General features: G+C 70.6%; 21 protein-coding genes. 11 read left to right on the top strand and 10 right to left on the bottom strand.

The window, feature by feature from the left end; genetic code table 11:
* Nucleotides 1-64: 64 nt before the first annotated feature.
* Both ACH442_RS34100 and ACH442_RS34095 read left to right on the top strand, forming a co-directional pair.
* Nucleotides 65-1,726 carry a protein kinase gene (locus ACH442_RS34100; protein ID WP_396342178.1) on the top strand — a complete coding sequence of 554 codons (1,662 nt, stop codon included), beginning with the start codon at nucleotides 65-67 and terminating at the stop codon, nucleotides 1,724-1,726.
* Nucleotides 1,727-1,771: 45 nt separating this feature from the next.
* Complete coding sequence (locus ACH442_RS34095) at nucleotides 1,772-2,434, top strand: hypothetical protein (protein ID WP_396342177.1); 663 nt, start codon at nucleotides 1,772-1,774, stop codon at nucleotides 2,432-2,434.
* Between the two features lie 183 nt (nucleotides 2,435-2,617).
* Here the strand turns inward: ACH442_RS34095 and ACH442_RS34090 are convergent, their stop codons facing one another.
* On the bottom strand, nucleotides 2,618-2,932 hold the full coding sequence (locus tag ACH442_RS34090) for a PLD nuclease N-terminal domain-containing protein (RefSeq protein WP_396342176.1): 315 nt from the start codon (nucleotides 2,930-2,932) through the stop codon (nucleotides 2,618-2,620).
* A gap of 217 nt (nucleotides 2,933-3,149) precedes the next feature.
* On the bottom strand, nucleotides 3,150-3,926 hold the full coding sequence (locus ACH442_RS34085) for an SGNH/GDSL hydrolase family protein (RefSeq protein ID WP_396342175.1): 777 nt from the start codon (nucleotides 3,924-3,926) through the stop codon (nucleotides 3,150-3,152).
* Between the two features lie 233 nt (nucleotides 3,927-4,159).
* On the opposite strand from ACH442_RS34085, the gene ACH442_RS34080 reads away from it, so the two are divergent.
* Entirely contained in the window at nucleotides 4,160-4,537 is a 378-nt protein-coding gene (locus tag ACH442_RS34080; protein ID WP_396342174.1) for a hypothetical protein, read from the top strand.
* 216 nt (nucleotides 4,538-4,753) lie between these two features.
* The gene (locus ACH442_RS34075; protein WP_396342173.1) at nucleotides 4,754-5,014 is read left to right on the top strand and encodes a hypothetical protein; all 261 of its coding nucleotides are present in this window, start codon (nucleotides 4,754-4,756) and stop codon (nucleotides 5,012-5,014) included.
* A gap of 9 nt (nucleotides 5,015-5,023) precedes the next feature.
* Here the strand turns inward: ACH442_RS34075 and ACH442_RS34070 are convergent, their stop codons facing one another.
* Nucleotides 5,024-6,043: a LacI family DNA-binding transcriptional regulator gene (locus tag ACH442_RS34070; RefSeq protein WP_396342172.1), complete on the bottom strand. Its 1,020-nt coding sequence runs from the start codon at nucleotides 6,041-6,043 to the stop codon at nucleotides 5,024-5,026.
* 136 nt (nucleotides 6,044-6,179) lie between these two features.
* Here ACH442_RS34070 and ACH442_RS34065 point away from each other — a divergent pair, with 136 nt between their 5' ends.
* The 5 genes from ACH442_RS34065 (at nucleotide 6,180) to ACH442_RS34045 (ending at nucleotide 13,332) form a co-directional block, all read left to right on the top strand.
* Complete coding sequence (locus tag ACH442_RS34065; protein ID WP_396342171.1) at nucleotides 6,180-8,150, top strand: beta-galactosidase; 1,971 nt, start codon at nucleotides 6,180-6,182, stop codon at nucleotides 8,148-8,150.
* Nucleotides 8,147-9,016 carry a carbohydrate ABC transporter permease gene (locus ACH442_RS34060; RefSeq protein ID WP_396342170.1) on the top strand — a complete coding sequence of 290 codons (870 nt, stop codon included), beginning with the start codon at nucleotides 8,147-8,149 and terminating at the stop codon, nucleotides 9,014-9,016. Before ACH442_RS34065 ends, ACH442_RS34060 begins: the two co-directional genes overlap by 4 nt.
* Complete coding sequence (locus ACH442_RS34055) at nucleotides 9,013-9,840, top strand: carbohydrate ABC transporter permease (RefSeq protein ID WP_396342169.1); 828 nt, start codon at nucleotides 9,013-9,015, stop codon at nucleotides 9,838-9,840. The genes ACH442_RS34060 and ACH442_RS34055 overlap by 4 nt, the downstream gene beginning before the upstream one ends.
* Nucleotides 9,841-9,937: 97 nt before the next feature.
* Nucleotides 9,938-11,272 (top strand): ABC transporter substrate-binding protein, encoded by a 1,335-nt coding sequence (locus tag ACH442_RS34050; RefSeq protein ID WP_396342168.1) that lies wholly within the window; start codon nucleotides 9,938-9,940, stop codon nucleotides 11,270-11,272.
* Nucleotides 11,269-13,332, top strand: coding sequence for an alpha-galactosidase (locus ACH442_RS34045; protein ID WP_396342167.1), 2,064 nt, complete (start codon nucleotides 11,269-11,271; stop codon nucleotides 13,330-13,332). Before ACH442_RS34050 ends, ACH442_RS34045 begins: the two co-directional genes overlap by 4 nt.
* Before the next feature lie 110 nt (nucleotides 13,333-13,442).
* On the opposite strand, the gene ACH442_RS34040 is transcribed toward ACH442_RS34045, so the two are convergent.
* Genes ACH442_RS34040 through ACH442_RS34025 form a run of 4 tightly spaced genes read right to left on the bottom strand, consistent with a single transcriptional unit; the run spans nucleotide 13,443 to nucleotide 16,802 of the window.
* A complete protein-coding gene (locus ACH442_RS34040) occupies nucleotides 13,443-13,694 on the bottom strand; it encodes a DUF6510 family protein (RefSeq protein ID WP_396342166.1) in 252 nt (83 codons plus the stop codon).
* An 11-nt stretch (nucleotides 13,695-13,705) separates the two neighbouring features.
* On the bottom strand, nucleotides 13,706-14,440 hold the full coding sequence (locus ACH442_RS34035) for a ferredoxin reductase (protein WP_396342165.1): 735 nt from the start codon (nucleotides 14,438-14,440) through the stop codon (nucleotides 13,706-13,708).
* A complete protein-coding gene (locus ACH442_RS34030; protein ID WP_396342164.1) occupies nucleotides 14,410-15,009 on the bottom strand; it encodes a sulfite oxidase-like oxidoreductase in 600 nt (199 codons plus the stop codon). The genes ACH442_RS34035 and ACH442_RS34030 overlap by 31 nt, the downstream gene beginning before the upstream one ends.
* A 26-nt stretch (nucleotides 15,010-15,035) precedes the next feature.
* Complete coding sequence (locus tag ACH442_RS34025) at nucleotides 15,036-16,802, bottom strand: S8 family peptidase (protein ID WP_396342163.1); 1,767 nt, start codon at nucleotides 16,800-16,802, stop codon at nucleotides 15,036-15,038.
* Nucleotides 16,803-16,918: 116 nt separating this feature from the next.
* Here ACH442_RS34025 and ACH442_RS34020 point away from each other — a divergent pair, with 116 nt between their 5' ends.
* Nucleotides 16,919-17,353: a nitroreductase family deazaflavin-dependent oxidoreductase gene (locus tag ACH442_RS34020; protein WP_396342162.1), complete on the top strand. Its 435-nt coding sequence runs from the start codon at nucleotides 16,919-16,921 to the stop codon at nucleotides 17,351-17,353.
* Between the two features lie 98 nt (nucleotides 17,354-17,451).
* Nucleotides 17,452-18,585, top strand: coding sequence for a DUF5925 domain-containing protein (locus ACH442_RS34015; protein ID WP_396342161.1), 1,134 nt, complete (start codon nucleotides 17,452-17,454; stop codon nucleotides 18,583-18,585).
* Between the two features lie 7 nt (nucleotides 18,586-18,592).
* Here the strand turns inward: ACH442_RS34015 and ACH442_RS34010 are convergent, their stop codons facing one another.
* The 3 genes from ACH442_RS34010 to ACH442_RS34000 are packed head-to-tail and all read right to left on the bottom strand — an operon-like array spanning nucleotide 18,593 to nucleotide 21,673.
* Entirely contained in the window at nucleotides 18,593-19,963 is a 1,371-nt protein-coding gene (locus tag ACH442_RS34010) for a multicopper oxidase family protein (protein ID WP_396342160.1), read from the bottom strand.
* An 11-nt stretch (nucleotides 19,964-19,974) separates the two neighbouring features.
* Nucleotides 19,975-20,391 (bottom strand): hypothetical protein, encoded by a 417-nt coding sequence (locus tag ACH442_RS34005; protein WP_396342159.1) that lies wholly within the window; start codon nucleotides 20,389-20,391, stop codon nucleotides 19,975-19,977.
* 46 nt (nucleotides 20,392-20,437) lie between these two features.
* Nucleotides 20,438-21,673, bottom strand: a complete 1,236-nt coding sequence (locus tag ACH442_RS34000; protein WP_396342158.1) for an adenylosuccinate synthetase — start codon at nucleotides 21,671-21,673, stop codon at nucleotides 20,438-20,440.
* Nucleotides 21,674-21,675: the final 2 nt, after the last annotated feature.

Below are 21,675 nucleotides of genomic sequence, written 5' to 3'. Positions count from 1 at the left end.
CAGTTCATCCGGACAAATCGCAGTATCTCGGGGCATTGCCGTCAGGCGGAAGGATCCCCGAGTAATGCAGGATTCCACGGACAGCGAGCAACTTGCCGGACGGAATGTCGGTAACTCGTACCGGCTCGTGAAACCGATCGGGCAGGGCGCGACCGGCACCGTCTGGGAAGGCGTGGAGAGCACCACCGGCGAGCCGGTCGCCGTGAAGCTGCTGCACGAGAGCCTGCTGCGCCAGCCGCGGCTGGTCACCCGGTTCGTGCAGGAACGGACGATCCTGCTGATGCTGCGGCACCGCAACGTCGTCCGGGTCCGCGACCTGTTCAGCGTCGGCGAGACCCTCGGCCTGGTGATGGACCTGGTGGCCGGCGGCAGCCTGCGCGACCACCTGGAACGGGTCCGGACCGTACCGCCGGCCGAGGCCGCCCGGCTCGCCGCCCAGGTCGCCGACGCGCTCGCCGAGGCCCACGAGCTGGGCATCATCCACCGGGACCTGAAACCGGACAACATCCTGATACTCGAACGCGACGGGCGGCTCGACACCCGGCTGACCGATTTCGGCATCGCCAGGATCCTCAACGTGCCGAGCATGACCACGCCCAACGCGGTGGTCGGCACGCCGCACTACATGGCGCCGGAAGCGTTCCACGGGGTGACCCCGAGCCCGGCCACCGACGTGTACGCGCTGGGCGTCCTGCTCTACGAGCTGGTGTCGGGGCAGCCGCCGTACATGAGCGACTCGGTGCCCGAGCTGATGCGCATGCACGCCGAGGGCCGCCCCGAACGCCGCCCCGGCATCCCCGACGAACTGTGGAAACTGATCAGGTCCTGCCTCTCGGCGAAATCGCGCCAGCGCCCCGCCGCCCCCGCGCTCGTCCGCGACCTGCGGATGCTGTCCCGCAAACTGGCCGGGATCCCGGCGCTGCCACCACCCGAGGCGCCCCGCCTGCCGCCGGCCGACCCGGACGACATGGCGGTCGACCCGCCCGAACTGCGCCGCGCCGTCCACCCGTCGGCACCGTCCCGGCATGCGATCCCGCCGGCCCGCCGGCCGCGCAACATCGCGCCGAGCCACCGCTGGGTCCGCTCCAGCGCGACCGTCGCGATCCTCGCCGGAGTCCTGCTCGCAACCGGCGTCGCCACCTCGGTCTGGCGTCTCGCGCCCGAGCAGAGCGCCGCGCAGCCGCCACCGCCCGCCGGCACGCCCTCCAGCCGTCCGCAGCCGGCCGCCGCGCCGTCCTCCGCGAGGCACGCCGCACCCTCGAAGAAGCCGCGGGCCAAGGCCGCCTCCCCGACCAGAAAGCCGATCAAGGTACGGACGAAGCGGGCCGTCGACATCAGGAAACCCCAACCCGAGGGGGACCAGCAGGGCCCGTGGCAGTGCGCACCCGGCCTGATGATCGACCTCGCCACGCGCAGCCCGCTCTCCCCGCGCCCGTGCCACTCGCTCGGCCGGACCGTGCGGTTCCAGGCGTCGCTGACCGCCCCGGCCGGTGGTCGCGGGCGCATCGAGGTCACCCTGCGCGACGCCGACACCGGGCGGACCGTGGCCGGGCCGACCACGTGCGACGGGCTCACGTTCACGCCGGGGACGATGACCCGGGCGTGCGGGCCGGCGGGCGCGGCGCCCCGGCGGGGACGCAACTACACGGTCGTGATGGCGTTCCGCTACGAGCGCGACGGACGTACCGCCACCAGCACCGCACGGGGCCGAGTCTTCACCTGGTGACGTAGCGCACTAAGATCCTTCGATACGCCGGGAGGGGGCTTCGTCATGAGCTTCGATCTGTACGTCTGGCACGAGCCAGAGGCGATCACGCCCGGGCTCGCCGAGAGCAAACTGCGCCGCCGGCACGACGGGGAACCAGGAATGTTCCGGGCCCACCCCGCGGTCCTGCGGCTGCACGACGACCTGCTCCGCCGCTTCCCACCGGAATCCGGCGCGTGGGCCGTCACGCCGCAGCCGTCCGACATCCTGCTCGACCTGACCATCGCCTGGTCCCGGGCCGGCGAGGTCGGCGCGGCGGTGGTGGCGCTCGCCCGGGAGCACGGCCTGGTCTGCTACGAGCCGCAGTCACACCTGCTGAACCCGAACGCGGCCGGGCACATCGCCGGGTTCACGCTCACCTCGGCGGCCGGGCCGGACGTGCCCGACCCGACGCCGGAACGCATCGAGCAGCGGATCCGGGAGCTCGGCGAGGAGAACCACTTCCTGATCCTGGAACGGGCCGACGGGTGGTTCGTGCAGGTCGGGTTCGGGCCGGCGGCGGGGGCGGAGCCGGGGCGGTACGCCCTGGAATACCGGGAAGGGCATCCCGACAAGCACTACCGGACCGAGACCACGGACGGTGAAGCGGCGGCGCGGCTGCTGACCGACTTCCTGGCGGGGGACGAGGCGTACAAGCGGCGGCACGTGTGGCGGCCGCTCGTCACCTGAGCGGTTCGGGTGTCCGACGCCGTCAGCAGCCGTGGATCGGTTCGATTCGCCTCGTCAACGGGCGCGGGTCGGCCCGGTCGCATTCGTCAGCGGGCGCGGGCCGGGTCGGTTCGCCTCGCCAGCGGGCGCGGGTCGGCCCGGTCGCATTCGTCAGCGGGCGCGGGTCGGCTGGTCTCGCATTCGTCAGCGGTTGCGGATCGCCTCGGCCAGCAGGCGCAGGAACTCCGGGTCGTCGTCCGGGCCGATCGGAGCCGCGCGGCCCGGGGCGACCGTCCAGTCCGAGGTCTGCCCCGACAGGATCGTGCGCTCACCCGCGCCGACGCGTCCGGCGCGGAACCACGCGACCGCGCCGGCCACCGGGCAGAGCACGATCAGGACCAGCCAGGCGTTACGCGGGAAGTGCTGCACGCGGGTCCGGTCGGTGGCCAGGCAGTCGATCATGGCGACCACGGTCAGCGCGACGGTGACGAGGAAGAGCAGCATGTTCAGGCGAGCCATGCCCAAGGATCCTGCCGGGCGGGGGCGGCGACCCGGTTCGACGGCGGTTGCGGTGGCGTTGCGGTCGGGCGCCGGGATCCGGGCCGCCCGGCGGCGCCGTTGCGGCCCGGTGTCCCGCGGCGTCGCGGATGCGGGCCAGGGGGCGGGGGGAGAAGACGTACCAGAAAAGTCTTTGTGTCGGGCGGCGGGTGGAGCGGAGCCGCCGCCCGGCTGTCGGTCAGGAGACGGCGCTGGTCAGGGCGGGTAGGTAACCGAGCGTGTAGCCGTTGGTGTTCGGGTGGTACGAGTTCTGCGGCGGGATGATCGTCAGACCGTTGAGGTACGGTTTCGACGCGCACACGCCGTGACCGGTGAAGTTGCTGCGGACGTCGGCGAACGTGAAGCCGGCCGCGGTGGCCCGGGCCTTGATCATGTCGTCGAGGGCCTGCGCGCCGCTGTTGATGGCCTTGCGCTTGGTCGCGCTCATCTCGCAGATCGCGGCCGACGTGTCGAAGATGTTCGGGTAGGAGAGGACGACGACCTTCGCGCCCGGTGCCTTCGATTTGATCGCGGTGTAGGTGGCGTCGAGTTTGCCGGGGAGCGTGTTCGCGACGTAGGTCTTGCCCGCCGCGACCTTCGCTGTACATGTGGCATCGCTGCTGGTCAGGCACGTGAGCACGGTCGGGGCGAAGCCGGCGTCGTTGCCGCCGACGGTGATGCTGATCAGGTCCGCGCCGCTGTTCATGGCCGGGACCTGGGTGTTGCGGACGTCGTCGGTGACCGCGCCGCTGCAGGCCAGGAACTGGAACGTGGCCGGGCTGTTCCTGGCCGCCCACTGCGCCGCGTAGCTGTAGTTGCTGCGCAGGCACGAGCCGGACTGTCCGGGCGCGCCGACCCCGGACGAGTAGGAGTCGCCGAGGGCGACGTAGTCGACGCCGGCCGCCTGAGCGGGGGATGCGGCGGCGAAGGTGAACGCGAGGACGGACGAGAAGACGAGGACGGTGAGCCTGCCCATCGATGGCCTCCGATATCCAAATGCGGATCTCTGGGGCCGAAGCGCTTCGGTTACCGCACAGTAAGTCAATGTTGAGAGAAATGGAATCCGGTGATTTTCCTGTTACAAGGGAGTAACATGCATCGATGTGACCTGGGGTTATGTCCCTGGGGGATGTTACATGGGTGCTGTTCTCAACCGCTGTGAAGCGGCTCTTCAGCGTGTCTCCAGAAAGACGCGTTACGTTCGGGCGCATGGAAGAGAACCGGGCTCGCCGGGTCGTCGAGCAGCTGCGCGGGCGCAACGTCTTCGCCCATCTGAAACTTCCGCACGCCGGCCTCACGGAATACGGGATTCGCGTCGTCATGCCCGACGGGCGTGAGGCGATCTGGGACAACGACGGGACCGCGGGGCTCGAAGCGCAGGTGATGCGCGACGGGGTGCTCGTCGGGTTCGTGCCGTCGATCCCGGGGTCGGAGCGCTTCACCGACGACGAGATCGTGGCGGCGATCGCGGCGGCCGACTACGACCAGCCGATCGGGCGGTCGGCGCCGGCGGCCAACCGGCGCCCGACTCCGCCGCCACCGCCGCCGAGCCTCGCCCAGCGTCTTCGCACCACTTTCGGCGGCTGAACCCCGAACCCCTTCCCGCGTACGCCGTCGGCCCGCCTGCCGTCGGCCCGCCTGCTGGTGTCCCGCCTCCCGTCGGCCCGCCTCCCGTCGGCCCGCCTGTCGGAGATCCCCGCCTGCCGGAGGTGGCCCGCCTGCCGGAGCCGCCGCCCTGTCGGAGCCCGCTGCGCTGAGGCGTCTGCCCACCCGGAGTGCCTGCCCGGTGGAGCCCTCGGCTCGGTGGAGCGCCGCCACGCCGGTTCGCGCCGGCGCTCGGGCTCGATCCGCTCGGGCTGGATCCGCTCGGGCTGGATCCGCTCGGGCTGGATCCGCTCGGGCTGGATCCCTCCGGACATCCGGCTTGCCGGCCTCGTCGTCGGCGTCGAGGCTGGTGGTCGCGCCCAGCCGGGCGTGCTGTCCCGGCTGGTTCTCAGGAGTGTTTCGGGCTGGTTGAAGCACCCCGCAGGACCAGCCGGCGAGGTGCGCCGCGGCTGGGGGTGAGGGTGGCGGTCACGCGGAGTCGCGCCAGATGACCGGAGTGGGGAGGAGCCGGCCGAGGGTCTCGATCTGTTCGCCGCGGAGTTGGCGGAGGATGAGCTGGGCGGCGACGGCCCCTATCTCCTTCGCCGGCTGGTGCACGGTGGACAACTGCGGCTGGGTGCGAACGGCCCACGTGCTGTCGTCGAAGCCGACGATGCCCACCTCGGACGGGACGCTGCGGCCGGCCTCGCGCAGGGATTCGAGGGCGCCGGCGGCGATCGCGTCGGATGCGGCGAAGACGCCGTCGATCGACGGGTCGCGTTCGAGGAGCAGGCGCATGCCTTTGACGCCCGAGCCGTAGTCGTAGTGCGGGACGTCGGCGACCAGGTCGGGGTCGAAGAGCGGGCCGAGGGCCTGGCGGAAGCCGGCCAGACGGTCGCTGCCGGAGTCGCGGTCGAGGGCGGCGGCGATCATGCCGATGCGGCGGCGACCGGTCTGGATGAGGCGGGTCGTGAGTTCGCGGGCGGAGCCGGCGTTGTCGATCCCGACGTACGGAATGGTGCCGTCGAGGTCCGGCGGGTGGCCCACGAACGCGGCCGGGAGTCGCAGGTCGCCGATCACCTGGATGATCGGGTCGTGGGCGCGGGCCGAGACGACGATCGCGCCGTCGACGAAGCCGCCGCTCAGGTACCGCGCGACGCGTTCCATGTCGCGGCCTGACTCGACGACGAGGCTGACCATCTGGTGGTCGGCGAGGGACAGGGCGGCGTTGGCGCCGAGCATGATGGAGCCGATGTTCGGGTCGTCGAGGAAGAGCGAGTGCGGCTCGAGGGCGACGAACGCGACCGCTTCGGAGCGGCGCATCTTGAGGGCGCGGGCCGCGGTGTTCGGCACGTAGCCGACTTCGGTGATCGCGGCTTCGATGGCGGCGCGGGCCTCGGCGGAGACGTAACCGCCGTTGAGGACGCGGCTGACGGTGCCCCGGGACACGCCCGCGGCGGCCGCGATGTCGTGCACCGTGGCGCGTTTCGGAGGCTGGGGGCGGGCCATGCGATCACGATAGCCCGGCCGGTGCTATTGACCTCGCGAGAACCCGGTCCTACTGTGTGCACGTTCACACATCCGTAACGCCTATGTCGGCGCCGCGAAATGTGTGCACGTGCACACACTCGTGACCAGGAGTTTTATGAACAGCATCATTCTGGGTTGCGACTACAACCCGGAGCAGTGGACGCCCGACGTCTGGCGTGAGGACGTCGCGCTGATGCGCGAGGCCGGCGTCGACCTGGTCGCGGTCAACATCTTCGGGTGGTCCCACCTCGAGCCGGCCGACGGGCGGTTCTCGTTCGACGACCTCGACGAGGTCATCGAGCTGCTGCACGCGAACGGGATCAAGGTCAACCTGGGCACCGGTACGTCCTCCCCGCCGCCGTGGCTGACCACGCTGCACCCCGCGATCCTCCCGGTCGCCGCCGACGGCACCACTCGCTTCCCGGGTGGGCGCCAGGCCTGGTGCCCGAGCTCGCCGGTCTTCCGCGACCGGGCGTACGAGCTGGTCCGGCGCGTCGCCGAGCGTTACGGCAACCACCCGGCGCTCGCCCTCTGGCACGTCTCCAACGAGCTGGGCTGCCACAACGCGCTCTGCTACTGCGAGGCCAGCGCCGAGGCGTTCCGTTCCTGGTTGCGCCGCCGGTACGGCAAGATCGAGACGCTGAACGAGGCGTGGGGCACGTCGTTCTGGAGCCAGCGCTACGGCGACTGGGCCGAGATCCAGCCGCCGCGGGCCGCGCTGTCGATCCGGAACCCCTCGCAGATCGTCGACTTCCACCGGTTCAGCTCGGACGAACTGCTGGACTACTACCGCGGCGAGACCGAGATCCTGCGGGCGCGATCCTCCGCCCCGGTCACCACGAACTTCATGGTCACCGCGCACATCCGCAACCTGGACTACTGGTCCTGGGCGCCGGAGATGGACGTGATCGCCAACGACCACTACCTGGACCACCGGCTCGGTGATCCGGTCGCCGAGCTGTCGTTCGCCGCCGACCTGACCCGCGGCCTGGCCGCCGGCAAGCCGTGGATCCTGATGGAGCAGTCCACCGGCGCGGTCAACTGGCAGCCGTACAACCTGACCAAGGCGCCGGGCGAGATGCTGCGCAACACGCTCACGCACGTGGCCCGCGGTGCCGACTCGATCTGTTTCTTCCAGTGGCGGGCCTCCGCCCAGGGCGCCGAGAAGTTCCACTCCGCGCTGCTGCCGCACGCCGGCACCGACACGGTGGCGTGGCGCGAGGTGCTGAGGCTGTCGCAGACGCTGGACGCGATCGGCGAGGTGGCCGGTACGACCGTGGACGCCGACGTCGCGATCGTCTTCAGCTGGGAGTCGTGGTGGGCGGCCGAGGGGGAGGCCCGCCCGTCGCAGGCGGTGACCTACCTCGACCAGGTGCACGGGGCGCACCGGGCGCTGCGCGCGCTCGGCGTGACCTGTGACGTCGTGTCACCCGACGCCGACCTGTCGCAGTATCGGGCGGTCGTGGTCCCGTGCCTCTACATGGTCGGGGACGTCGCCGCCGAGCGGATCACCGAGTACGTCGCCGCCGGCGGCCACCTGCTGGTCACGTTCTTCAGCGGGATCGTCGACGAGCGCGACCGGATCCGGCTCGGCGGTTACCCGGGCGCGTTCCGGGACGTGCTGGGCGTGCGGGTGGAGGAGTTCGCGCCGCTCCGGCCGGATCACCGGGTGAACCTGTCCGGCGGCGGGATCGGGTCGCTCTGGACCGAGCGGCTGCGCACCACGTCGGCGGCGACGATCGCGAGCTATCTCGACGGGCCGCTGCCGGGGACCCCGGCGATCACGCGCAACGAGTTCGGCGACGGCGTCGCGTGGTACCTCGCGACCGCCCTCGATGACGACGGCATGCAGCGATTCCTGCGAGATGTCGTACCGAATCGCGAATTTGATCTCGGAAGTGACGACGTCGAAGTCGTGCGCCGCCGTGGCGACGGCCGCAGCTACCTCTTCGTCGTGAACCACGGGGTGAATCCCGTCGAGTACCCGGCGGCGGGCCACAACCTCATCACCAATGAACCGGTCGGCGGAACGCTGCGCGTCGAGGGCGGCGGCGTCGCGGTGATCAGGGAGGAGGCAACAGCATGACCAGGAAAAAGCCGGTAACCGCGATCCTCTTCTTCATTCTCCCGTTCGGGCTGCTGTTCATCGCGTTCTATCTCGCGCCGATCGGGTACGCGATCAAGCAGTCCCTCTACAAGGTGACCCGCACCGGCACGTTCGGGCCGGCGCGCGAGGTCTTCGGGGGCCTCGAGCAGTACCAGCGCGTGTTCGAGAACGGGCCGTTCTGGTCGTCGATCGGGCGTGTCCTGCTCTTCGGCGTGGTGCAGGTCCCGGTGATGCTCGGACTGGCGCTGCTGCTCGCCCTGCTGCTCGACTCCGGGCTGGTCAAGGGTCGCGCGTTCTTCCGGCTGGCGTTCTTCGTGCCGTACGCGGTACCGGGCGTGGTCGCCGCGATCATGTGGGGTTTCCTCTACTCGCCGAACCTGTCACCGTTCACCGCGGTCACCAAGACCTGGGATCTGCTCTCCGCGGATCTCGTGCTCTGGGCCATGGCCAACGTCGTGACCTGGGTGTACGTCGGCTACAACATGTTGATCATCTACTCCGCCCTGCTGGCGATCCCGCAGGAGGTGTACGAGGCGGCCAAGCTCGACGGCGCCGGCCCGATCCGCACCGCGTGGTCCGTCAAGATCCCGCTGGTCATGCCGGCGATCGTGCTGACCACGGTCTTCTCCATCATCGGAACGCTGCAGCTGCTGGCCGAGCCGCAGGTGTTCCGGACCTTCAGCTCGGCGGTGTCCAGCACCTACACCCCGAATCTGACCGTCTACAGCACCTCGTCGATCCCCAACTTCAACCTGGCCGCCGCGTTCTCCGTGGTCCTGGCGCTGGCGACGTGCGTCCTCTCCTTCGCGTTCCTGAAGTTCACCCAGCGGGGAGCCGACAAGTGAAAAGCAAATCCGCCGCCATGGCGATCATGGGGATCTGCACGCTCTACTTCCTGGTCCCGATCTGGTGGCTGTTCGTCGGGGCGAGCAAGTCCCGCTCCGACTTCAGCAACACCGCCCCGCTCTGGTTCGCCCACTTCAACCTCGGGTCGAACCTGAGCGAGCTGTTCCACTACCGCGACGGCGTGTTCCTGCGCTGGATGCTCAACAGCATCCTCTACACCGGTGGCGCCGCGCTGCTCGGCACGATCCTCGCCGCGATGTGCGGTTACGCCCTGGCCAAGTACGACTTCCCCGGCCGGGAGGCGATCTTCAACGTCGTCCTCGGCGGGGTCCTGGTGCCGGCGACCGCGCTGGCGCTCCCGCTCTTCCTGATCTTCTCGCAGCTGAACGCGACCAACACCTTCTGGTCGGTGTTCCTGCCCAGCCTGGTCAACCCGTTCGGGGTCTACCTGGCCCGGATCTACGCCACCGCGAGTGTTCCGGACGAACTCCTCGAAGCCGCTCGACTCGACGGCTCGGGTGAGGTCCGCACGTTCTTCACGGTCTCCACCAAGTTGATGTTCCCGGCCCTGGTGACCATTTTCCTGTTCCACTTCGTGGCGGTCTGGAACAACTTCCTGCTGCCGCTGATCATGCTCGGCAACGAGCGGCTGTTCCCCGTGACGCTCGGCCTCTACTCCTGGAACACCCAGGTCAACCAGCTTCCTGAGCTGCGGATGCTGGTGCTCACCGGCGCACTTGTCTCGATCGTCCCGCTGGTGGTCGCGTTCCTGCTCCTCCAGCGCTTCTGGCGCAGCGGCCTCGGCAGCGGCGCCGTCAAGTAAGGCGCGGCTTCAGCCGAGCCGCCGAGTAAGGCGCGGTCGGCAAAGCCGCCTGGTAACGCAATTCCTTCCCGGTATTTCGACAGAAATGGGTCATCCCATGAAACTGAAAGCGATCCTCGGCCTAGCGCTGACCTCCACCCTGGCCCTGACCGCCTGCTCCTCCGGCGGCGACGACGCCACCACGGCCACCGCCGGCGGCGGCGCCGCGAGCTGTGCCCCGTCGAGCGGCCCGGTCACCCTCAACTTCACCTCCTGGATCCCGGGGATCGAGGACGTCGTCAAGGTCTGGAACGCCAAGAACCCGAACATCCAGGTCAAGGTGCAGACCGGCCCGAACGGCAACGGCGGCACCTACCAGAACTTCTTCAACCAGCTCAAGGCCGGCAACGCCCCGGACCTGGGCCAGATCGAGTACGACGCGCTGCCCAGCTTCCGCGTCCAGGACGGCCTGGTGAACGTGGCCGCCTGCAAGCCGGTGGCCGATGCCAAGGACCAGTTCATCGACTGGACCTGGAACCAGGTCTCGTTCGGGGAGAAGGACGCCGCCTACGGCGTGCCGCAGGACTCCGGCCCGATGGCGCTCTTCTACCGCAAGGACCTGTTCGAGAAGAACAACATCCCGGTGCCGACCACCTGGGAGGAGTACGCGGCGGCGGCCGTCAAGGTGAAGGCCGCGGGCGGCTCGATCACCAACTTCTCGCAGAGCGACATCAACCAGTTCGCCGGTCTCGCCTGGCAGGCCGGTGGCCACTGGTTCTCGAACGACGGCAGCAAGTGGACCGTGAACTTCCAGGACGAGGCGACCACCAAGGTGGCGAACTACTGGCAGGACCTGGTCAGCAAGAAGCTCGTCTCGACCGTGCCGCCGTGGACCACCGAGTGGGACAGCGCGTACAACAAGGGCCAGGCCTGGACCTGGGTCTCCGCGGTCTGGGGCGCCAACTCGATCTCCTCCGGCGCGCCGGACACCTCCGGCAAGTGGGCGGTCGCCCCGATGCCGCAGTGGACCGCGGGCGCCAAGGTCGCCGGTAACTGGGGCGGCTCCTCGACGGCGGTCTTCAAGGGCTCGAAGCACCCGTACGAGGCGTCGCAGTTCGCGATCTGGCTGAACACCTCGGAAGAGGCGCTTACGCTGCTCAACGAGAAGGCCAACCTCTACCCGGCGACCAAGACCGGTGGCTCGCTGGCGGCCCTGTCCAAGGGCGTCGACTTCTACGGCGGCCAGAAGATCTACGACATCTTCGCTTCGGCCGCCACGGAGGTCACCCCCGACTTCACCTGGGGACCGACGATGACCTCGACCTACGCCACCGCGTCGGACGGCTTCAAGGCCGCCGTCTCGGGCAGCGGCACCCTCAACGACGCGCTGAAGAAGGCGCAGACGTCGACGATCGACAACCTCAAGTCGCAGAGCATCCCGGTCGCCGAGTGACCCTGCACCACCTGCGGGCCGCGGGCGTCAGCTTCGTGCTGGACGCCCGCGGTGCCGTTCTGCACTGGGGTCCCGATCTCGGCGAGTTGCCGGATTCCTTCGCCGGCACTCAGGTTCCGGCGATTCCGCCGAGCTCCGTCGACGTACCGCTGCAATGGTCCTTGCTGCCGAGTCTCGGTGACGGATGGAGCGGCCGTCCGGCCCTGGCGGGCCATCACGACGGAAAACCATCCGGAACGCTTCAGGTCGTCGCGATCGAGCATGCCGGGAACACGATTTCCGTACGGGCGGAAAACGCCGGCCGAAGCATCACGGTCGTCACCGGCATCGAGCTGTCCCCGGAAGGCGTGCTCCGGATCCGTCACGTCCTCACCAACGACGGTCCGGGCCTTTTCGAGCTCGCCTCTCTCGATCCGCAGCTGCCGATCCCGGCCGAGGCCACCGAACTGCTCGACTTCACCGGCCTGTGGGCGCACGAGCGGCGTCCACAGCGCACCCCGCTGCGGCAGGGCGTGTGGAGCCGGGAGAGCCGGCACGGCCGCCCCGGGCACGACGACGCGTTCCTGCTGATGGCGGGGGTTCCCGGGTTCACGTTCCGAAGCGGGCGGATCTGGGCGCTGCACCTGGCGACCAGCGGCGACAAGCGGATCTGGGCCGAACGGTCCGCCCTCGGACACTCGGCGGTCGGTGCCGGCGAACTGCTCGCGCCGGGCGAGATCCGGCTCGCGCGGGGGGAGACTTACACGACGCCGTGGGCGGTCGCGGTCTTCTCCGACTCCGGGATCGACGGCCTTTCCGATCGGCTGCATCCGTGGATCCGATCGTGGAAGAAACTGGCGAAGCCCCGGCCGGTCGTGCTGAACACGTGGGAGGCGGTCTACTTCGACCAGTCCCTCGACCGGCTCGCCGATCTGGTCGACGCGGCCGCCGACGTCGGTGTCGAACGGTTCGTGCTCGACGACGGATGGTTCACCGGCCGTCGCGACGACCGGCGCGCCCTGGGCGACTGGTATGTCGACCCGGTCGTCTGGCCGGACGGACTCCACCCGCTGATCTCGCGGGTGCACGCGGCCGGAATGGAATTCGGGCTCTGGGTCGAACCGGAAATGGTCAGCCCCGACTCGGCCCTCGCCCGGGCGCACCCGTCCTGGATCCTCGGGCCGCCGCAGTCTTTGACGTGGCGATTCCAGCGCGTGCTGGACCTGGCGAACGCGGACGCCTACGCCTACGTCCTCGCCCGTCTCACCGATCTGCTCGCCGAGCACCCGATCGCCTTCCTCAAATGGGACCACAACCGGGACCTGCTGCAACCCGGGGTCGCCCACCGGCAGACGGCCGCGGTGTACCGGCTGCTGGCCGAACTCCGGGCGGCGTTCCCGCACGTGGAGATCGAGAGCTGCGCGTCCGGTGGTGCCCGGATCGACCTGGGCATCCTGCCGCTCGTCGACCGGTTCTGGACCTCGGACACCAACGACCCGCTCGACCGTCAGCACATCCAGCGCTGGACGAGCGTGCTGATCCCACCGGAGCTGCTCGGCGGGCACCTCGGGGCGGGGACGGCGCACGTCACCGGCCGTACGTCCGCCCTGGGTCTCCGTCTCGCCACCGCGCTGTTCGGGCACGCCGGCATCGAATGGGACGTCAGCCGCGCCTCGCCGGAGGACCGGGCGATGATCGCCGCGTGGACCGCCGACTACCAGCGCCTGCGCCCGCTGCTGCACTCGGGCGTGGTCGTCCGCGCCGACACGCCGGACCCGGCGGTGCTGCTGCACGGTGTGGTCGCCCAGGACCGCTCGTCGGCGGTGTTCGCCCTGGTCACGCTCGACTCGCCGGCCGCGGCGCTGCCGCCGCCGATCCGCTTCCCGGGCCTCGACCCGGACCGCCTCTACACGGTCCGCACCCTCGGCCACCCGCCGCGGGTGGTGCAGGACGCCCCGCCACCGTGGCTGGCCGCCGGCGCGGTGACCCTGCCCGGGCGGGTGCTCGCCGAGGTGGGCCTGCCGGCGCCGCTGCTGGTCCCGGAGCAGGCTGTTCTGCTCAGCCTCGACACCACCGGCTGACGTCGTATCCCGGAGCAGGCGCCCGGCCGGCTCCGGGGCACGAGGTTCGCCGGGGACTCGGCGTCCCGGCGGCCGGGCTCACGGGCGTACGCGCACATCGGGGTTGATCTTCAAAGCGGGAGATCCAGGCGCGCCGTGCCGGTCAGGGTGAGGACGAGCCGGGCCGGGGTGCGGACCAGGGTGAGGATGACGTCGCCGCAGTTAGGGCAGCGGGCGACCGCGCCGGGAGCCCTGTTCCAGACGCGAAGGGTGGCGACCGCGTCCGCGTGGCGGCAGCCGGCGCAGGTGAAGCGGGCCGAGGTCATCTCCGCCGTGAAGACCTCGGCCAGATCGCCGGCCAGGGCGTTGCCGTCGAGTTCCATCGTCGCGCCTCTCACTTGCCGCCGAAGCGCTCGGTGCGGATCTTCTTCGGGTCGTGGCCGAGGGCGACGAGGATGTCGGCGACGGTCTCGACGAACGACGTCGGACCGCAGACGAAGACGTCCGGCGCGAAGTCGGGCGGCCAGCCGTGCGTGTTGATCGTCGCCACGCCGATCCGTTTCGGGTCGGGGCCCGAGCGGGTGAAGGCGAAGTGGACGTCGAGGCCCGGGTCGTCGCGGACGCGGCGTTTCAGCTCGTCGGCGTAGCAGGCGTCCTCCGGCGTGCGCGCCGAGTAGATGACCCGGAACGGCTGACGGGCCCGCAACCGGCCACGCTCGCGGACCATCGACATCAGCGGGACGACGCCGGAGCCGCCGGCGATCAGCAGGACCGGGGCCGGCTGGACCGGCCGCCAGACGAACCAGCCGCCGATCGGGCCGCGCAGCTCGATCTTGTCGCCGGCCTCGACGACGTCCGTCAGGTACGGCGAGACCTCGCCGTCCTCCAGCCGCTGGACCGTGATCTCGACCGGGCCGTCACCGGGCCAGTCGGACGCGATCGAGTAGCTGCGCTGCGCGGAGTACCCGTCCTCGGCGGTGAGCCGCAGGTCGAGGTGCTGCCCGGGCAGGTGACCGGGCCAGTCGGGGATGTCCAGGACGAGCGTGCGGGCCGACGGGGTCTCCTGGCGCACCGCCGAGACCGTCGCGGCCTGCCAGTTCAGTCGCCCTGGTAGCGCTGCTCGGACCACGGGTCTCCGTACATGTGGTAGCCGGCCGCTTCCCAGAAGCCGGGCTCGTCCTCGTGCATCATCTCCAGGCCGTTGACCCACTTGGCCGACTTCCAGAAGTACAGATGCGGGATGAGCAGCCGGGCCGGGCCGCCGTGCTCGGGGTCGAGCGGTTCGCCGTCGAACTCGTAGGCGATCCAGGCCTTGCCGTCGAGCAGATCCTCGAGCGGCACGTTCGTCGTGTAGCCGCCCTTGCTGTGCGCCATCACGTAGTCGGCGGCGGTCTCCACGTCCTCGAAGAGCGTGTCCAGGGAGACGCCCTTCCACGTGGTGCCGAGCTTGGACCACTTGGTCACGCAGTGGATGTCCTTGGTGAACTCCTCGGACGGCAGGGCGGTGAACTCCGCCCAGTCCCACGTGTGTTTCTGGCCTGCCTCGGTGGTGATGGTGAAGCTCCACCGGTCCAGCGGGATGCGCGGCGTCGGACCGGCGGAGAGCACCGGGAAGTCGTGTGTCAGGTATTGGCCGGGCGGCAGATCGGGCGCGGAGTCACGCCGCCGCCCGCCGAAGCCCCGGGAGATGATGCCCATGGGCTATGAGTAAACCGCATGTTCGGTCAGGCTTTCACTGTCTTGCTGGTGACGCCGAGCACCTTCGCGTTAGACGAGAGCACCACGCGGTAGCTGCCGCCGCTGACCAGGCCGGTGACCTTGCGGCTGCTCGTGGCGCGGTAGGACTTCACCGTGCTCCAGCGCCGGTTCGCGTACCGCTGCACGACCAGCCGCTGCCCGGTGGCGCCGGTCACCGCCACGACCAGCGTCTTCTTCGCCGTCCGGCGCACGGACACCACCGCTTTCACCGTGTACGTCGTGGTGGCCGACGCCGCGGTGTTCGTCGTCGTGGCCGCGACCGAGAGCCGGGCGCGGAACGACGCGGTGGCCGCCCGGGTCAGCGGGTACGTGCCGGTCGCACCGGTCGTCACGGTGCTGCAGGACCAGGATCCACCGGCGACCGAGATGCAGAGCGACGCCGGTCTGCCGGCCCACGGGGTGGCCGTGAACGTGGTGCTCGTCCTCGTGCCGTAGGCGACGGAACGGCTGCTCACGCTGCTCGTGACGGCAACCGTGGTGACGACCGGTGCGGTCACCGGCACCGACCCGGTGACCGAGGTGAGCGCGGCGGCCGCATCGATCCGGCCGTACCCGTAATCGGTGTCCTTGCCGGTCGGGCCGAGGTCCTTCGCGGTGCTTCCCAGCGCCGACTCCACCTGGTCCGGCGTGAGGTCCGGCGCGGCGGCGAGCAGCAGCGCCGCAACCGCGGCCACGTGCGGCGACGCCATCGACGTGCCGTTCATCGTGGCGTATCCACCGGCCGCCGTCGGATAGGTGCTGATGATCCCGCTGCCGGGCGCGGCCACGTCGACGTAGCTCCCGGCGTTCGAGTACGACGCGACCACGTCCCCGGAGTCGGTCGCGGCCACCGCGATCACCCCCGGGTCGGCGCCCGGATAGCTGGTCGGGCTGCCCTTCGCGCGGTCGTTGCCGGCCGCCGCGACCACGACGACACCCTTGCCCCGGGCGTACGCGACGGCGTTCGTCACCGCCGTCGACGGCATGGTCCCGCCCAGCGACATGTTGATCACGTCGGCGCCGTGGTCGGCCGCCCAGACGATGCCCTCGGCGGTGTCCGAGTCGAACCCGCTGCCCTTCGCGTCCAGCACCCGGACCGGCAGGATCGTGACGTCCGGGGCGATCCCGGCGACACCGATCCCGTTGCCGGTCAGCGCGCCGATCGTGCCTGCCACGTGCGTCCCGTGCCCCTGCGGGTCGGTGTTGCCCCCGGCCGTGTTCGTGATCGCGTCGTACCCGGTGAGCACGTGCCCCGTCAGGTCCGGGTGGCGCCCGTCCACGCCGGTGTCGATCACCGCGACGGTGACGCCGTCACCGGTGGACCGCGGCCACGCCGCGGGGACGTTCATCGTCGTCAGATCCCACTGCCGATCCCGGTACGGGTCGGAGCCGCTCGGCACCTCGAGGGCGTGCACCGCACCGTCGATCTCGACACCGAGCGCGTTCGTGGCCTGCTGCGCCTGCTCGACCAGGCGGGCCGCGGTGACCGGGTCGCCGGCCTCGCGCACGGTGATCACCGGGCGGCCGCCGGAGTCCACGGCGGTGCCGACGACCCGGGCCGGACGCTCGGGGGAGATCCCGGCGGGCAGGATCGTGGCCGGGTCGGCGGTCAGCGCTCGACGGTCGGCGGCGTAGGCGTAGGACACCGGCGACCAGCCCGGCCCGCCGATCGGCAGGACCGCCGCGCCTGCCCCGGCGACCGCCGCCACCGTCAACGCCACCGCGAACCCCTTGCCCCGCGCGAACACCCTCATCCCGTCACTCCTCGTCGTCCCGGCCCTTCGCCCAAAAGGTCTGTCCGATGGAGTGCGCGCCGGGTGAGGGGCCGGTTGCCGTTGAGGTGCGAGTGATCCGCCGTAGACTCGGGTGCATGCCGCTGACCGGTGAATACGAGCCCAGCCCCGTCACGTGGGCGCGCGACCAGGCCGAGAAGTACGAAGCGAGCGACGGCACCGAGGGCAACGACATCCAGGGAATGTCGATCATCGTCCTGACCTCGGTCGGGGCGAAGAGCGGGAAACTGCGCAAGACCCCGCTCATGCGGGTCGAGCACGACGGTGAATACCTGGCGGTCGGCTCCCTCGGCGGGGCCCCGAAGAACCCGGTGTGGGTCTACAACCTGCGCAAGAACCCGCACGTCGCATTGCAGGACCGGGCGGAGCGGCACGACTACACGGCGCGGGAGCTGTCCGGCGCCGAGCGGGAGGTCTGGTGGGCGAGGGCGGTCGAGGCGTTTCCGAACTACGCGGACTACCAGACCAAGACCGACCGGCTGATCCCGGTGTTCCTGCTGACGAGACGCTGACGGAGCCCATCACCATCGGGGACACCACCCACCCGGTGGGCACGGATGGCGCGGAAAAAGGGGATGCCACCAGGCTGTCCAGCCGCGATCATGGGGTCATGCGGACCCCCCACCAGCCCCTCGACCGCGCCAACGGTTCGGCGGTCCCGGCTCCTCGTCCCGCCTCGATGCCGCTCGCCGGCTCCGTCGACGACGGCGACCGCCTGGTGGACCTGGTCGACCTGATCGCGCTCGACCCGTTCGTCACCGGCCGGGAACCGTTCGGCCGCACCACCTGGCTGGAGAGCCTGCGCGCCGAGGCGCCCCTGACCGTTCCCGGCGCCCGTGTCGTGCGCGACGCGGTGGAGGACGACGGTCACGGCCGGCTCAGCGTCGGCGACGGCTGGACCCTGCACGTCATGCGCTGGAAGCAGAGCCGCCGTGCCCGGGTCACCGTCACCGCGACCAGCAGCGAACTTGCCGAGACGATCCTGACCGCGGTCACCGCCGACGCGGTCGAGGAACCCGAACCGGCCGACGACAGCGTGCCGGTCGGCTTCTGGCACTTCGGGCCGCACGGGCCGCGCCGCACCCAGCGGGAGATCGGCGCCGCGTCGTGGGAGACGATCAAGCGCAACTACGCCCGGCCGGTCGGCGACACCCTCGAACGGCTGATGGCCATCGACGGGTCCAGCGTCACCGGCCGCCTGCTGCTGCTGCACGGCGAACCCGGCACCGGCAAGACCACCGCGCTGCGCGCCCTCGCCCAGCAGTGGCGCTCCTGGTGCCAGGTCGACTGCGTGCTCGACCCGGAACGGCTTTTCGGCGACCCGGCGTACCTGATGAGTGTCGCCCTCGGCAGCGGCGAGGAGGACGAGCCGAAGTGGCGGCTGCTCATGCTGGAGGACTGCGACGAGCTGATCAGCGGTGACGCCAAGGCCAGCGCCGGGCAGTCGCTGTCCCGCCTGCTCAACCTGACCGACGGGCTGCTCGGCCAGGGCCGCAACGCGCTGATCGCGATCACCACCAACGAGGACCTGTCCTCGCTGCACCCGGCCGTGGTCCGGCCCGGGCGCTGCCTGGCCAGCATCGAGGTGGGCCGTCTGCCGTACCAGGAGGCGGTCGAGTGGCTCGGCACCTCCAAGGGCATCGGGCCGGACGGCGCGACGCTCGCCGAGCTCTACGCCCTCAAGACCGGCGCCGAGCCGGTCACCGTCCCCCGCCAGGCCCCGCCCACCGGCATGTACCTCTGACCGCCGGTCACTCCGGGGTGTTGCCGGTGGGGCCGCCGACCTGGAAGGAGCTGCGGACGCCGGCGTAGGCGAGGTGCACGACCAGGCCCTCCGGGACGTGTTCCAGGTTGTGGCAGTGGTCGGCCCAGATGCCCGGGTTGTCGGCGACGAACGCGATCTCGTACGTCTCCCCGTCGTTCACGTCGAGCGAGTCCACCCACCACGGGCTGCCGCCGGCGGCGACGCCGTTGCGGCTCAGCACGACGACGTGGTGGCCGTGCAGGTGCATGGGGTGGACCTCGCCGCTGCCGTTGTGCAGCGTCATCCGGACCACGTCACCGGTCCGCACCATGAACATCGGGACGTCGGGGAAGAGGTGGCCGTTCACCGTCCACCACATGCCGGGCCGGCCGTCGAGGAAGCCGAAGCGCCGGCCGATGTCGTACCGGAAATCGCGGTCGGCTCTCGAAGGATCAAAACCGAGAGGAGCGTTCTTCCCGTACGCGAGGAAGTCCACCGTCTCCGCGGGCAGCGGGACCGGGCTGATGCCGGTGGCCGTGACCGCCGCGCCACCGCCCACGTCGACCCGGCCCGGCCCGGCGAGTCGCAGGTCGACGCGCGCGCCCGCGGTGACCAGGACGGCCCGGTCCGCTACCGATGGGGGCTCGTTGACGTCATGACCGTCGATCGCCGCGACCTGGAAGGTGGTGCCGCTCACCCAGATTCGGATCGGTCCCGCGTCCGTGTTGATCACGCGGAGATGCGTGGACGACATTCCCGAGGTTCCCGGAACGCCGTTGACCGTGCGTTTGCCCTCATAGGTGTGGACCAACGCGACCTGATCAGCCGTCCTCGACCCGCGCGGCGTGATCACCAGCGCGCCGAACAGCCCGTTCTTGACCTGCTCGTGCGAGACCTGATGCGAGTGATACCAGTACGTCCCGGCGGCGCGCGCCACGAACCGGTAGACGAAACTCCGCCCGCGCGGCACCGCGTCCTGCGTGATCCCGGCGACGCCGTCCTCCCCGTTCGGCACGTCCACCCCGTGCCAGTGCAGGGTCACCCCGTCCGGCACCGACTCGTTGACGAGCGTCACCTGGATCAGTTGTCCCTGCTCGGCACGGATCTCCGGCCCGGGCGTGGTGCCGTTCAGCGTGTACTTCGCGCCTTCCTCGCGGGCGGTCAGCGTCACCGCCACGTCCGGTGTCCCGCTCGGGCCCTTGAGGTCGGCGACCGACATCCCCGCGGTGTGGTCGTGCTCGACCGGCGTCCCGCCCCCGTAGTCGGCGTAGCCCATGGCGGCCATGTCGTAGGTGCCCGGCACCAGGCTGGCGTACCAGAAACAGCCGACCAGCCCGAGCACGGCGAGGGCCGCCACCACGGCGACGGCGGCCCGCATCGAGGCTCGCATCAGACGGCGACGGGCGTGGCCGGCGCCTTGGCCGCCTGCTTGCCGGCCATCTGCGCGAGGCCGGCGACGGCGAGCGCGTTGAGCCCGTGCAGCGCGCCCAGCCCGGGCACGCGGTAGCCGGCGAACGCGAGAACGATCTGCAGGACGACCGCGCCGAACGTCAGCGCGGCCCACTTCACCCCGCCCGGGACGTGGGCGAAGAACGAGACCACCAGCAGCGTGAGGGCCAGCAGCGGGATCAGTTCCGCGCCGACCACGCTGTGCACGTCGTGCGCCCAGTTGCGGCTGTTGTTGTCGAAGACACCGCCGTTGTCGACGTCGTCGAGCACCAGGAACCAGGCCGCGGCGATCACCGTCAACTGGATGACGACACCGAGCGTGATCAGAACGGACAGTACGCGATAAACGGAGCGCATCGGGATTCCCCCTTCACAACCGATGCCCTCAGCGTTCTCCCAGCGGTCAGACCAGGCAATACGCCGGGAGTCGTATCCGTGACGGCGGGTGTACTCCCGGAGAGACGAAACGCTTGTCGGTGCTGCGCGGCCCGTACGACTCCAGGGTTACCGGCGCCCCGAGCAGCCCGCCGATCGCGGACGCCCAGTCGGCGGGCCGGTGCAGCTCAGCGGGGCGGGCACGGTGCAGCCACCCGGTCAGGTGCTCCTGATGGGCCAGGTCGTGGTGCGGGCCGGGGACGATCCGGTCGACCACCTCGCCGTCCACCCGGTACGACGTGCAGATCCGCAGGCCCGGTTCGCGGGCGGGCACGTCGAGGTGGGTGACCGCGAGCTCGTCGACACCGCCGGCCACCTCCACGGCGTACCGGTGGGCGACCGCGTCGAAGTGCCCGGTCCGGAACGCGCCCTGCCACTCGTCGTGCCCGTTGTGCCGTTCCGGCAGGTCGAGCAGCGGGTTCTCGGTGACGAACGGGCCGGCGCCGTGCCGCGTCGTGTACGTGCGGACCACGCCGAGCCGCCGGAACGACGGGCAGAGCTCGGCCACGTTGTCGAACGTCGTCGTCGACCACGTGGTGTGCGGGTGCCAGCCACGCCACTCGTCGAGCAGCACACCCTGGGCGCCCTCGAACACGCACGGGCCCTCGGCCAGCAGCCGCATCGAATAGCTCTCGTGGACGATCCGGACCGCGCGGCCGAACGCCGTGAACGCGTCCACCACATCGTCGACCGGGGCGTCGGCGAAACCGTACGCGTCCTGCACCTTCTCCAGACGTCGCCGCAGCCGCGCCGGGTTCAGCACGTCGGCGACGCGGGGGGCGTCGGGGTTGCTCAACGCGTACGCCATCGTCTCGCCGATGCCCATGCCGCAGGAGCCGTGCCGGTTCGAGCGTTCCTTGCGCCGGTTCGCGGCGCGATGCCAACCAGTGGCGAGCAGTGCGTCGCCGTCGACGGTGAGCAGCTCGTACGGGTTCCCGAGCGCGGCCGCCTCGGCCGAGAGCGCGAGCGGGTCCACGATCATGAACCGGGTCAGGTGCGTCGGCACGCCCCGCAGCGTGCCCGCGCCGAACTGGCTGAACGTGTGGTGCCGGCCGTCGGCCGCGATCACGTTGTGCGCGGCCTGCGCTCCCCCGTTGAAGCGCAGCACCGCCCGCGTCCTGGAGCGCCCGCACAGCGCGTCGACGACGGTTCCCTTGCCGGCGTCCCCGTAGCCCAGGTCGACGACAGCCACGTGATCGTTCATGA

The organism is Actinoplanes sp. NPDC020271 (assembly GCF_044388125.1).
Taxonomy (GTDB): domain Bacteria; phylum Actinomycetota; class Actinomycetes; order Mycobacteriales; family Micromonosporaceae; genus Actinoplanes.
Note: the sequence above shows the minus strand (reverse complement) of the source record. Positions and strands in the feature narration are given on the sequence as shown.